The following is a 12,996-nucleotide window of genomic DNA, read 5'->3' as shown; positions in this document are numbered from 1 at the left end:
CCACTGATAAGAGAATGATTGATCACAGGAGAATGATGCATGACGGACAGCGAAGAGTTAGAAATTCCCCGGTGCCCGCGACGGGGCAGGCCCCGCATCCGGCGCATCATAAACAATGGTTCACAATCGCGGTGCTACAAGCCCTGCTGCTGTCCGGAGGAGGATAGTGGGGGCATCACGCTGCGTCCCGACGAACTGGAACTGTTACGGCTCGTCGACCTTGAAGGACTGGAACAGGAAGAGGCAGCCGAAAAACTCGGGGTCTCGCGAAAGACCGCATGGCGCGACCTGCACCAGGCGAGGCGCAAGATAACCGAAGCGCTCGTATTTGGCAAGGGCATCCAGATGGAGGGCTGTCAGAAAGCGGCGGAAGGCCGGTGCCCGAAGTGCCTGCATCCGGTAGAATAACTGAGACATGGAAAAAAGCTTAATTTTTTTCATGCTGCTGTCGCAGGGTATCGTGGCGATCGATATTGCCCCCCTGTTCAAAATTGTTGCGTCCAACACTATACGTTTAAGTGGTTCTGCTCATATGAGTAAATACGGCTCCCCAAACATGAGGTGCCATGAGGCAGCAATATGAGCAACGAACCGATGAAGATACAGATAAATTATGCAGACGCAGCCGAGACGCTTAAAAAAGTGCTGGGCCTGAAGGGTTCTCCCGTTGCAATAAAATTTGCAACATCAAAAGAAGAGGTCCCGGCAGGAATGGAGGAACTCGAGAAGACCATCCGTCACTGTTCGATGGTGAACCTTGCCAGGACAGAAGGCAAAATTTTCTACGCGACATCCACAAAACACGAGTGCAACGGCGGTGCGTGGTCTCTTGGCCTCCGGGAGATAACACCGACGTTAAAGACCGGCGAATTTTATTTCAAACTGGGCAAGTTTGACAGTGCGGCAGCCTGCAAGCGCACAATCGACAAAGTCCCCCATCTGAATTCAGGCGACACCTATGCAACCCTGTATGCCCCGCTCGAGAAGACACCGTTCACACCCCATGTTGTGATGATGGTGACAAACCCGAGGAACATGCTCAAACTCGCCCAAAGCTCGCTCTTCCGGCTTGGCGGGCGTATCTATGCAGAATTCTCAGGTATCCAGTCAGTATGCTCGGACGCGACTACCCAGACATACCTGACCGGACGGCCGAACTTTTCCCTTGGTTGTGACGGGTCAAGAAAATTCTCCGGGATCGCTGACGACGAGATGTTGATGGGGCTTCCCGCAGAACTTCTCCCGGAGATGACAACAGCCCTCAAAATCGTGATCGGTGCCCCGGGCTCAAAATAAAAATTTCCCTGAAATACAAGCAAAAAGCGGAAGGTCACTGCCTGAAGTGCCGGTGCCTGTATCGCAACCAGGAGATGCACATGCAGCAGGCTCCCCCGCTCACTTCTTCTTTTTGGTTCACAATGATTAAATCTTTATGCGCATATGTGTAAATATTCATAACAAGAATGGTGAGGACATAAATCATGCTGAATTTTGACGGGACGGGATCTCTGAAACGGGGGCGGATCATCGGCAGGGATCTTGGCCACTGCAGGGAAAGTGGGGTCTGCAAGATCTGCAGCCGGAACGCGGAAACGAATGAGAGACACAATAAACCTTCGAGTGAGTGAGTTTCGGGGAATCCTCTTGCCAGCGCCATTCATCAGTGTAAAAGACCTCTCCATGAAGTTTGGCAGCACAACCGTCCTTGACAATATCTCGTTTGAGATCCCGGAAGGGGAGATTGTCGGTATTATCGGCAGGAGCGGCGCGGGCAAGAGTGTGCTCATGCACCTGCTCCGGGGCATTGAAGACCCCCCGACATCCGGTTCGATCGTATACCATATGGCTGCCTGCGACACCTGCGGGCATATGGACGTGCAGAGCAGGGCCGGCAGCACCTGCCCCCGGTGCAGCGGCCGGCTTGTTGCAGAAGATATTGACCTCTGGGACAAGAACAGCGACGGGATGAAATCCCGGGTGATGCGCCGGACCGCAATCATGTTCCAGCGCACGTTCGCCCTGTACGGCGACGACCGGGTCATCGAGAACGTGCTCCATGCACTGGATGACATCAATTACCCCCAGGACAAGGCGATCACCCGGGCTGCCGACCTGATCGACCAGGTAAAGCTGTCTCACCGGATGATGCATATCGCCCGCGACCTCTCCGGCGGCGAGAAACAGCGGGTCGTGCTCGCCCGCCAGCTGGCCAAGGACCCGGCGATGCTGTTTGCCGATGAACCAACTGGAACACTCGACCCGCAGACGGCACGGCTTGTGCATGCGATGCTCACGGAAGCTGCAAAGAAGAACAGCATGGGGATGGTCGTGACTTCCCATTTCTCGCAGGTCATCGAGGACATGACCCACCGTGCCATTCTCTTGGAGAACGGGAAGATTGCAAAGATCGGTTTTCCAAGGGACGTGATCCGGTCATTTACAAGGAACCATAACGAGGAAGATTACGAGATCCCGCAGCAATTCGGCGAGAAGGTACTTGCCGCCCGCGATGTGAGCAAACGATACTTCTCGGTCGACCGGGGCGTGGTCAGGGCAGTCAACCTCGTTACATTCGATGTGGCAAAGAAGGAGATCTTCGGCATCATCGGGAAGAGCGGCGCGGGCAAGACAACGCTCTCGCGGATGATCGCCGGTATCATCGAACCGACAAGCGGGGAGATGAACATCCTTATCGGGGACGACTGGGTGGACATGACAAAGCCCGGTGTCGATGAGCGCGGCAGGGCAAAGGAGTATATCGGTCTCCTGCACCAGGAATATGACCTCTATCCCCACCGCACCGTGCTCGACAACCTGACCGATGCGATCGGGCTGGAGTTCCCCAAAGAGCTCGCAATGCGAAAAGCCATGGTCACGCTGGGCATGGCGGGGTTTACCCAGGAGAAGGCGCACGAGATCCTCAACCGCCTCCCCGGTGAACTCTCTGACGGCGAGCGGCACCGGGTCGCCCTTGCGCAGGTACTTATCCATGAGCCCCGCCTCGTGATACTCGATGAGCCGACAGGAACGATGGACCCGATCACCAAACAGGACGTGAAATACTCGATCCGGAACGCCCGCGACGAGATGGACGAGACATTTATCGTAGTGTCGCATGACATGGAATTTGTAGAAGACATCTGTGACAGGGTTGCACTGATGCGGGGGGGGAAGATTATCCAGATCGGAAAGACTGCTGAGGTCATTGCAAGCCTTACCCCGGAGGAACGGGGCAGCACGGTATAACCCGAGGGAAAAGACTCCCTGAAATCCTTTTTTATACTGTGGTATGCAAAGGTATCCCACAAAGAGGTCACGGTATGAAAATTGCGGATGTTTTAAAAGTTGTGTCTGGCACAAACCCGAACAATGTCGACGCACGCAAGATCTACGAATCACCGCAGCGACGGCAGTCGTCATCACGCTTTTGCCCGGGGAATCGTTAAATAAGCATATCATGCCGGTCGACGTCTTCTTCTATGTACTGGAAGGAACCGGCGTCATTGAGATCGGCAATGAGAAGCAGACCGTCGGCAGGGACATGTTTGTGGAGAGCCCCGCACGGATTCCCCACTGCTGGATCAACGAGAGTGCCGCGGTATTCCGGGTGCTCGTGGTCAAGGTGCCCGGACCAACGGAGGAGACCAGACTGCTCTGACCGGTATCCCTGTCCCTTTTTTTCTTAATATGGGAGTGCTGGCTGATACCGGGTGCATTTTTGGGTGCATGAAACTCTTTTTTTACGCCTTCTGCCCCAGAACGGGTAAGAAAAGAAAACAAATATACGGATACGAAGGGTAGATTTGTGTAATGAAAAATCCTTTTCATGTGATGCTCATCCCGACGTTAGGCTGTCCTTCCAGATGCAGTTATTGCTGGAGCTCGGAGGAAGGATCGCCCCTCATGACCATCGAGACCGTCAGGGAAGTGGTCGCATGGCTCAGGGATTTCCGGACCGACCGGGTCACCTTCACCTTCCACGGGGGTGAACCGCTCCTTGCCGGTGCGGATTTTTACCGGCAGGCGCTGCCGCTGCTCGCAGACGGCCTCCCCCACTTAAAGCCGGAATTTGCGCTGCAGTCCAATCTCTGGAAGATGACTCCTGAGATCGCCAAAGTCCTCGCGGAATACCATGTGCCGATCGGCTCCAGCATTGACGGCCCCAAGGAGATCAATGACCTCCAGAGAGGTAACGGGTATTTCGAGAAGACCATGCGGGGCTATGAGATTGCAAAGGCAAACGGCCTTGATGTGCGGTTCATCTGCACATTCACCTCCACATCGGTCAAGTCCCGGGAAGCGATCTTTGACTTTTTTTTAAAAAATGGGTTTACCATGAAACTGCACCCCGCTCTGCCGTCGCTGCGGTCTGAAAATCCAAACCAGTGGGCACTTGAACCGGAGGAATACGGCGACCTGCTGGTATACCTTCTTGACAAGTCGTTGGAACACCTGCAGGAGATTGACGTGATGAATATCAACGACCTGTTCCGGTGCGTGTTCACCCGGAGGGGCAATGTCTGCACGTTTGCAGACTGCATGGGAAACACCTTTGCAGTCGGACCGGATGGCAGCATCTATCCCTGTTACCGGTTTGTCGGCATGACGGAATATGTCATGGGTAACGTCCGTGACCGTCCCACTCCTGAAGACCTTGCCGGATCCGATGCATGGAAGCTGATGTTTTCCTATAAGGATTACGTAGATACGGCATGCGGGGGATGCCGACATATAAAATATTGCCGGGGCGGCTGCCCCTACAATGCCATTGCACCGACGGACGGCATCATCAAAGGTGTCGACCCCCACTGTGTTGCCTACCGGAGGATCTTTGACGAGATTGCTGCCCGTCTCGATCGGGAGATGTCGGAATCCTCGATGATGGACATGGCATTTTCGTCACGGACCAAGAAGGGGAAAAAACCCGGAGTCGCGGCGCTGATGCACAAGATGGTGTCGGGATAAAACTTCGATGCTTTTTTTTATAAGCTGCAGGTTATTCCACCCGAATCCCATCAACTGAATAGTGTCTGGGATGAACCGCTGACTTCGGGCTAATAAAAGAGATGAGATTAATATCATCAGCAATCACAATTTTCCTTATACCTCCCCGGAAAAAACCACCAAATAAACCAGCCCGGAAAAAACAAAAAAAGAGGGGGATCGACCCTCAGGTAACTGAAACAATTTCACAGATCCTCTCATATGCCCTTAAAAACCAGGAGGATTTTATCATAACCTATGAAATAAACATCGAAGATGGGGAGAGAGAGGAGATCCATGTGCTAACGGGAAAACTGATAACACCATGTATGCTGGGCACATTGAAAAACCGGGTTGAGCTGCAGGAGAGCGAGGGGAGCAGGCGCCATACGATGGAATGGAAATAATAAAAAAGAGAAGAGATCCGGCCCGTTTTTTCATCTCCATGATACCTGTATTTTTTGACCCTGCATATACAGAAATCGACGATACCGCAACCGGTATCACCCCGGACCCGATCGTCCAACATCAACTCAACTTTTTTTGAGTTAAAGTAAATTTACCTGTTTAAAATCCCGCAATTTTTGCTTCTTTTATAAATCGGGCAAATTTAATTGCGATTTGACGAATTCTGTTTCGAAACCTTTTAATTAAGTACAAACTAATTTTAGAATGACCACAAAGAGTTTTAACTCGATGTGCGTGGCATTGCATTTTGAATACTCTCGTGCACTCTTCAGCACGCAGGGAGGAGGCTAAATGGAGAATATTGTATTTGGCATTGGAATTACTGCATTGACAGGAGCTCTTGCCACCGTAGCCGGAGCTGCGGAAGATACTGAATCCAACATCGGATCACAAGGTGACCCGAACTCACAGGTTCAGCTCGCTCCGCAGATGGGTTTCCTGCACCGCATCTTCAATAAGGCGGTCGCAGGTGAACCCCCGGCATACGGTCTCTGGTGCGCTCTGGGCGCCGGACTCGCATGGGCATTTATGGCGATGCAGATCAACGCGGTCCTCGCGATCGTCCTTGGCTGTGTCCTCGCAGTCTTTGTCCAGGGCGTGTACGCAACCACCGCGTATCTCGGCAGGACGGCAAGCCTGAAGAAATTCGGGCAGCCGGTCTACGTTGACATTTTGAAGTCGATGACCACGGTCACGATGGCGCATGCATTTATCGCTATCTTCTGTACCGTCACCCTCTGTTACCTGATGAACGCCGCACTGGGACACCCGTTCCCGCTGCCGCTGCTCGGCCTGTTATGGGGTATTGCACTCGGTGCAGCAGGATCTGCGACAGGCAACCCGTACTATGGCAAGGAACGCCAGTACCAGAACCAGAAGTTTGGTGCAGGCGTCCCGATCTCAGCATCAGGCAACATCGTCCGCTATGCCGAAGCCGGCGAGCGCAACTCAATTGACAACGGGTTCTTCACGGCAAAACTGGGCGGACCCGCATCAGGAGTCTGCTTTGGCCTGATCGTATTCCTCGAACTCTGGCGCACGATCCTCTTTGAGAAGATCGGTGGAGGATGGGGTGCGATCATTGTCGGTGTCCTGATGATCCTGGTCTTTACGATCATCGACCGGTACATTGAAGTCTGGGCACGCAAGACCTACGGGCCATACACAGAACCGGTAAAGGAGGCGTCCTCATGAGCGCAGTTGCAGCAAAACCGGCAGCTGGCGGCGCAATGAACCCGACCGCAATGGCGGTGGGTGTCGTCATGCTGCTCGTAATTCTCGGAATCTGCTGGAAGATCGCTCCAGGCCTCGGCCTCATGGCCCTTATCGGTATGGTGATCGGCGGTGTCCTGATCGGATTTGGCACCCACTTCGTCCCGGTCGGCGGTGCGCCGGCTGCGATGGGGCAGGCTCCCGGTATCGCAACCGGTGTTGCAATGCTCGCTGCCGGTGCAGGTCTCGCCGGGCTCTTTGGCGGGGCATGGGCAGCTGAACTGGGAACGACCGTTGCAGTTATCACCGGCGGCGTCGGTGGCGGTCTGATGATGGCAATCACCTGCATGATGGTGAACTTCATCTACGTCTTTGGTATGGGTATCCCTTCAGCATCTGGCAAGATCAAGGTAGACCCGATCACCGGTGACACACAGCCTGAATTCAAGTCACAGGGTACTGAAGGACATGGACTGCCGTTCGTCTCGTTCGTCGGTGGAGTCATCGGCGGTATTCTCGGAGGAGCAGGCGGTACGCTCATCTACCTGATGCTCCTTGACCTGTACAAGGCAACACTGCCCGCGATGATGAGGGCAACCGAAGCCCAGATCCTGCCGATCGCAATTTCGGCAGCAGGAATATTCGCTGTCGGTATGTTCCTCGTGAACGCGGTGCTGACCGCTTACAATATCACCGGAACAATCGAAGGCCCTCACGACCCGAAGTTCAAGCGCTGGCCGCGATCAGTCGTCGCATCTGCTGTCGCAACCGCACTCTGCGGGTTCGTCGCGATCCTGATTGTTACGGTGTGAGGTGGAGAAATGACAGTAAAAATTGAAGTTATTGCAGGGGGCATCCCGCACACCAAGATCATGGTGGCAGGTATCATTGCCAGCCTTGTCTGTCTCTACCTGTCCTACTTAAACGTAGTGACAAATACCGAGATGTTCTCGTTCTTCGGCGGACTTGCCGTGATTGCAGCACTCGTCTGGGGCAGCAACACGATCAAGGTGCTGTGCAGCTATGGTATCGGTACCGGTGTTCCCTCGGCGGGTATGATCTCGTTCGGGTCCGGTGTCATTGCGATGCTGCTTGCGACCAAGTTCGGTGTCGCAGCCCCAATCGTTGCACTCGTGCTCGCAGCAGTCATCGGCCTGATCCTCGGCTACCTCTCAAACGACGTGCTGAACATGAAGATTCCGGCGATGGTCCAGTCGCTGACAGAGCTTGCAGTTGTAGGCGCATTCACCCTTATGGGATTTGCAGTCTTAATGACCGGCGGGTTCACCTTTGCAGCGCTGACAACCGGTTCGGTCATGGTCTTTGGCCTCAGTCTTCCCAGCTTCCAGGCAACCTTTATCGGAGGGTGCCTGATTGCCGTGGCGTTCATGCTCGGTGCACTGGCAATCCAGCACCCGTTCAATGCATGTCTCGGACCTGGCTGGACGCAGGACCGCATGCTCATGTGTGCCGCTGAATGCGGATTTTTAAGCATGATCGTTGCAGCCATCATGTCCTTTGCGTTGATAACTACCGGATCAGCACTGATCTCGCTTGTTATCGCACTGGTCGGGTGGGCATACACATACATGCAGTACATTGAGCTCTCCAAGCGCGACGCAGCCGCATGGCTTGATGCAAAACCGATTCCTGAAGTGGAGGCACACTGACATGGCATACATTCTGGTACTTCCGGAATTCGGGCTTGTCGCTGACCCTGTTGTCGGCATCATCACCACCGCAGGCGAATCGTTCACGCCCATCATGGAAAAAGTCACGGTGCTTGAGAGCGTGACCGACGATCTGGTCAACATGCTCTCGGGCGAGGGTAACTACCTTGCATCGTTCCCGAACCGCGAGCAGGCACTTCCTATCGCGGGCACAATGAACTCGTTCTGGTACGGTCTTGCGGTCGGACTACTCATTGCAGGAGTCATTGCATTCCAGATGATCAAGGTGGGTTAATATGGCAGACAAGAAATCACCCGCAAGCGGATGGCCACTCGTCAAGGGAGACTTTGTCTCCGGTGACGCTAACAGCCCCGTCGCCGTAGTGACCATGGGATCTCACCTCGATGAGAAGGGGATCTGTGACGGGGGCGCCGCAATGTGCGGTTCCTGTAAGACAGAGAACCTCGGGCTCGAAAAGGTCATCGCCAATATCGTCGCCAACCCCAACATCCGGTTCATGCTCTGTTGCGGTACTGAGGTGAAAGGTCACCTCGCCGGCCAGACCATGATCGCACTCCACAAAAACGGAGTCAAAGAGGGCAGGGTCGTCGGTGCTGAAGGTGCTATTCCCTTCATCGAGAACCTCAAAGACGACGCTATCAAGCGCTTCCAGCAGCAGGTCGAAGTCGTCAACATCATGGAATCTGAAGACCTCAACGCTATCAAGGCCAAGATCAACGAACTCAAGACCAGGGACCCCGGTGCGTTCGGCGAACCGATGGTCGTCGAGGTCAAAGAGGCTGCTGCAGGGGGAGAGGAGACAGGCGGGGCAGTTCAGGCCCTGTCCGGTGAGGTTGCACTTATCACCGCCCGTATGAAGATAATCGAGAAGATGGTGACCAACATCGGCTACCGCGACAAGTTTGCCGCCGGTGTCTATGCAGGCAAGATCGAAGGCCTTATGATCGGTCTGATCGTGTCGTTCGCCCTGCTCGGATTCCTGTGGTTGAGGTGAGAGAAATGGCAGAAGAAGCAAAACCTACAGGACCCATCAGGATGGTCGCAATCGAGAATATGACTGAGAACATCCGCTACAAGGCACAGATCCTTGCACGGACCAACAAGCTTGACTCGGGCATTTCCGCTTCCGGAATTGTCGGGTTCACAGCTGGAATGCTGGTCGCCGTGCTCCTGATCCTTGTGCCGGCATTACTTGTGTGAGGTGAAAAAAATGGCAGACAAGAAATCACCCGCAAGCGGATGGCCACTCGTCAAGGGAGACTTTGTCTCCGGTGACGCTAACAGCCCCGTCGCCGTAGTGACCATGGGATCTCACCTCGATGAGAAGGGGATCTGTGACGGGGGCGCCGCAATGTGCGGTTCCTGTAAGACAGAGAACCTCGGGCTCGAAAAGGTCATCGCCAATATCGTCGCCAACCCCAACATCCGGTTCATGCTCTGTTGCGGTACTGAGGTGAAAGGTCACCTCGCCGGCCAGACCATGATCGCACTCCACAAAAACGGAGTCAAAGAGGGCAGGGTCGTCGGTGCTGAAGGTGCTATTCCCTTCATCGAGAACCTCAAAGACGACGCTATCAAGCGCTTCCAGCAGCAGGTCGAAGTCGTCAACATCATGGAATCTGAAGACCTCAACGCTATCAAGGCCAAGATCAACGAACTCAAGACCAGGGACCCCGGCGCGTTCGGCGAACCGATGGTCGTCGAGGTCAAAGAGGCTGCCGGTGGTGTTGAAGTCGCTGCTGCAGGTGCAAACCCGCAGTTCCTCGAGATCGAGAAACGGCTCGACAAGATCGAGAAGAGAATCGAGTTTGTGGATGCAGAGATTGCACAGCGTGTTGGCAGAAAGATTGGACGGGATATCGGTATACTGTACGGACTGGTCGCAGGACTTGTCGTATTTGTGATGCTGCTGTTCCTGTTGCAGAAACTGATGGTATTGGTGTAATGGAGGTGTAAATCAACATGTTCAGATTTGAAAAAGAACAGAGCGTCTGGGACTTCAACGGCACAAAGATTGGTGGACAGCCGGGCGAGTACCCGACCGTACTGGGCGCCTCGATCTTCTATAACAAGCATGAGATCGTAAAGGACGACCATAAGGGTGTTATCGACAAACCAAAAGCCGAGGCACTCTGGAACCGTTGTCAGGAACTCTCTGACATGACCGGGATCCCGCACTTCATCCAGATCCTTGCGGAATTCCCCGAAGCATTCGAGAGCTACTTCACATGGTTTGACAGTATCGACAACAAGACCGCGTTCCTGATGGACTCATCCGTTCCAAAGGCGCTGGCACATGCCTGCAAGTACGTGACCGAGGTTGGCCTTGCGAACCGTGCGATCTACAACTCGATCAACGGTTCGATGCTCCCCGAGAACGTCGAAGCCCTGAAGAACAGCGATGTCAACTCCGCAATCGTTCTTGCATTCAACCCTGCAGACCCGTCAGTCGCAGGCAGGGAGAAAGTGCTTGTAGAGGGCGGCGTAGCCGGCCAGACAAAGGGAATGCTGCAGATCGCTGAAGAGTGCGGTATCACCCGCCCGATCCTTGACACCGCGGCAACCCCGCTCGGTCTCGGGTCCGGCGGTGCATACCGTGAGATCCTTGCCTGCAAGGCAATCCACGGCTACCCGACCGGTGGTGCATACCACAACATGACAGTTGCGTGGACCTGGCTCAAGCGCTGGAAAGGTACCAGCAAGACCCCCTCGGTACTCGCAGAGGGTTACAAAGGCAAAGACCTCCTCCTCCAGCAGATGTCGCACCACTACCTGGGCGGCATGGAGGGTATCCGCCAGGCTGCATGGTCCGCACCCGATATCGGCTGCAACATGATCGCAAGCACTCTCGGTGCTGACCTGATCATGTACGGCCCGATCGAGAACGTCGAGGCGATGATGACCGCACAGGCCTACACGGATATCACGATCCTCGAAGCGACACGCCAGCTCGGTATCGAGTGCAAGGCAGAGAGCCACCCCATCTTTAAACTCATCTAATTTTTTTGGTTTTTTATAAACGGGCAATCCCGATAAAAATATTGTTCCTGTGTTTTTCCTGATGCATCACAAAAGGGAAGTATATACCAGATTGTTCAGCGCGTAGTCCCGGTCTGGTAATCCGCCATACGGATACAGTCGTCCGCTTCCCTTGTCCTGCCAAGGTTGCGCAGGGCGATCGCCTTATTGTGCCAGATGAATGCATTAATGGGGTTAAATTCCAGTGCCTTGTCAAAATAAGCGATGGCTTCTTCGTTCTTTCCCACCCCTCGCAGGGCGATGGCTTTTGCTGTCATTGCACGGATATTGTTCGGGCTTATTTCAAGGACACGATCAAAACAGGCGATTGCGTCATCGTACATCCCAATCGCGTTCAGCGCGTACCCCTTGTTGCTTAAGGCAAACAGAAAGTCCGGGAAGATTGCAAGCGCACGGTCAAAACTCCGGATTGCATCGTCATACCGCTCAATCTTGCGAAGCGTATATCCTTTCTCGTACAGGATAGCAGCGTTGGCCGGGCTGACTGCGAGCGCCCGGTCAAACCATGCGATTGCATCCTCGTGCCTTCCTAGGTAATAGTACGCCTTCCCCTTGTTTGCAAGGGCTGTCAGGTTTAAAGGGTCGGTGGCAAGCACGAGGTCATAGAATTCCAGGGCCTGCTCATACCGACCGACCTTCATTTCCTGAAACGCTTTTTCCAGAAGTTTGGGAATATCCTTAACGGTCATACGATACTTACCTATTTCAGATTATCATACTGCATACTTCCCCGATGAGCTCCGGGACAACGTATAATCACCTCCGAATACGCCAGAATGTTGCCAGAACTGCAAATAGTGCCCCGGTTTCCATGATCATGAGACCGGAACCGGCACCGCTCTTTTTTGTGGGGGACGGTGCAGGGGTGCCCGAGGGTTCTTTTGTGGCGGGAGGAGTTGATGCCGGTGATGGCAGCGCCGTCGATGGTACCGAAGTAATAACCGGTACCTGCATATGTTCTGTGGGGCGCAGCGTGTATGATGTCCCGCCTGATATCGAGACGCCGGATAAGCCCGGGTTCGTCAGGTAAACCGAGAGGGTGGAAAACGGGTGCCCGCCCAGTCTTGATCTGTCCACCGGGTCGGCTACAACATAGACCGTGTAGGTACCGTAATCAAGCCGGCTGTTCAGCCGCGAGGTGTCCCAGTGGTAAGACCATGTCTGGTCGCTGTCCACATCAACGATGGTGAATGCCCCCTGGTCGGCACGCTGGGTCACATCATTGAGTGGCACACCGTTTGCCGGAAGGTTTGGGCCGGTAAGGAACAGGTAGATATGGTCACTGCTGTAAGAGACACCATGAAGATTTATCGTCTCCCCCATCGAGGCTTCGATTGTATCAGAAGCAGCGGACAGGGGTGCTGCCATCCATAATCCCACGCATGCCACAAGGATGATGACCGCCATTCTGCCGCCGCTGGAAGGATGCATGTACCGGAGAGCCATTTTCATACTCCTGATACAGATTAAACTGCCGGCAGGTTTATAGATATACCAGACTGGAAGTTGCACGCATTCCAGAACCATTAGATACTGGCAGGGTATGAACGCCCTGTGGGACTTTTCAAGGAGCGAATCTCTCTATAAAACCCTAAAAAGGAG

The 12,996-nt window shown here is 54.1% G+C and carries 15 protein-coding genes and 1 pseudogene; 14 read left to right on the top strand and 2 right to left on the bottom strand.

The window, feature by feature from the left end:
• The first annotated feature begins 39 nt into the window (after positions 1-39).
• The 14 genes and pseudogenes from OS112_02590 to mtrH all read left to right on the top strand — a co-directional run bounded on the left by OS112_02590 (position 40) and on the right by mtrH (position 11,355).
• Complete coding sequence (locus OS112_02590; GenBank protein ID WAC05530.1) at positions 40-408, top strand: DUF134 domain-containing protein; 369 nt, start codon at positions 40-42, stop codon at positions 406-408.
• 171 nt (positions 409-579) lie between these two features.
• On the top strand, positions 580-1,296 hold the full coding sequence (locus OS112_02585; protein ID WAC05529.1) for a DUF169 domain-containing protein: 717 nt from the start codon (positions 580-582) through the stop codon (positions 1,294-1,296).
• Between the two features lie 348 nt (positions 1,297-1,644).
• The gene (gene atwA / locus OS112_02580; GenBank protein ID WAC05528.1) at positions 1,645-3,246 is read left to right on the top strand and encodes a methyl coenzyme M reductase system, component A2; all 1,602 of its coding nucleotides are present in this window, start codon (positions 1,645-1,647) and stop codon (positions 3,244-3,246) included.
• A gap of 74 nt (positions 3,247-3,320) precedes the next feature.
• A pseudogene (locus OS112_02575) lies at positions 3,321-3,658 on the top strand (cupin domain-containing protein).
• A 152-nt stretch (positions 3,659-3,810) separates the two neighbouring features.
• Positions 3,811-4,965 (top strand): TIGR04083 family peptide-modifying radical SAM enzyme, encoded by a 1,155-nt coding sequence (locus tag OS112_02570; GenBank protein WAC05527.1) that lies wholly within the window; start codon positions 3,811-3,813, stop codon positions 4,963-4,965.
• 101 nt (positions 4,966-5,066) lie between these two features.
• Positions 5,067-5,390, top strand: a complete 324-nt coding sequence (locus OS112_02565; GenBank protein WAC05526.1) for a hypothetical protein — start codon at positions 5,067-5,069, stop codon at positions 5,388-5,390.
• 352 nt (positions 5,391-5,742) lie between these two features.
• Complete coding sequence (gene mtrE / locus OS112_02560) at positions 5,743-6,645, top strand: tetrahydromethanopterin S-methyltransferase subunit E (protein ID WAC05525.1); 903 nt, start codon at positions 5,743-5,745, stop codon at positions 6,643-6,645.
• Positions 6,642-7,475: a tetrahydromethanopterin S-methyltransferase subunit D gene (mtrD, locus tag OS112_02555; protein WAC05524.1), complete on the top strand. Its 834-nt coding sequence runs from the start codon at positions 6,642-6,644 to the stop codon at positions 7,473-7,475. Before mtrE ends, mtrD begins: the two co-directional genes overlap by 4 nt.
• Before the next feature lie 9 nt (positions 7,476-7,484).
• Entirely contained in the window at positions 7,485-8,333 is an 849-nt protein-coding gene (gene mtrC / locus OS112_02550) for a tetrahydromethanopterin S-methyltransferase subunit C (protein WAC05523.1), read from the top strand.
• 1 nt (position 8,334) lies between these two features.
• Positions 8,335-8,628 carry a tetrahydromethanopterin S-methyltransferase subunit B gene (mtrB, locus tag OS112_02545; GenBank protein ID WAC05522.1) on the top strand — a complete coding sequence of 98 codons (294 nt, stop codon included), beginning with the start codon at positions 8,335-8,337 and terminating at the stop codon, positions 8,626-8,628.
• 1 nt (position 8,629) lies between these two features.
• Entirely contained in the window at positions 8,630-9,349 is a 720-nt protein-coding gene (gene mtrA / locus OS112_02540) for a tetrahydromethanopterin S-methyltransferase subunit A (GenBank protein ID WAC05521.1), read from the top strand.
• Positions 9,350-9,354: 5 nt separating this feature from the next.
• Entirely contained in the window at positions 9,355-9,555 is a 201-nt protein-coding gene (locus tag OS112_02535) for a tetrahydromethanopterin S-methyltransferase subunit F (protein WAC05520.1), read from the top strand.
• A 10-nt stretch (positions 9,556-9,565) separates the two neighbouring features.
• On the top strand, positions 9,566-10,300 hold the full coding sequence (gene mtrA, locus OS112_02530; GenBank protein WAC05519.1) for a tetrahydromethanopterin S-methyltransferase subunit A: 735 nt from the start codon (positions 9,566-9,568) through the stop codon (positions 10,298-10,300).
• Positions 10,301-10,317: 17 nt separating this feature from the next.
• Positions 10,318-11,355 (top strand): tetrahydromethanopterin S-methyltransferase subunit H, encoded by a 1,038-nt coding sequence (gene mtrH / locus OS112_02525; GenBank protein WAC05518.1) that lies wholly within the window; start codon positions 10,318-10,320, stop codon positions 11,353-11,355.
• 95 nt (positions 11,356-11,450) lie between these two features.
• Here mtrH and OS112_02520 read toward each other — a convergent pair whose 3' ends face one another.
• Positions 11,451-12,083: a tetratricopeptide repeat protein gene (locus tag OS112_02520; GenBank protein ID WAC05517.1), complete on the bottom strand. Its 633-nt coding sequence runs from the start codon at positions 12,081-12,083 to the stop codon at positions 11,451-11,453.
• Between the two features lie 67 nt (positions 12,084-12,150).
• A complete protein-coding gene (locus OS112_02515; protein ID WAC05516.1) occupies positions 12,151-12,846 on the bottom strand; it encodes a hypothetical protein in 696 nt (231 codons plus the stop codon).
• Between the last annotated feature and the right edge of the window lie 150 nt (positions 12,847-12,996).

Source organism: Methanoregula sp. (genome assembly GCA_026625165.1).
In the GTDB taxonomy this organism is placed as follows: domain Archaea; phylum Halobacteriota; class Methanomicrobia; order Methanomicrobiales; family Methanospirillaceae; genus MVRE01.
Note: the sequence above shows the minus strand (reverse complement) of the source record. Positions and strands in the feature narration are given on the sequence as shown.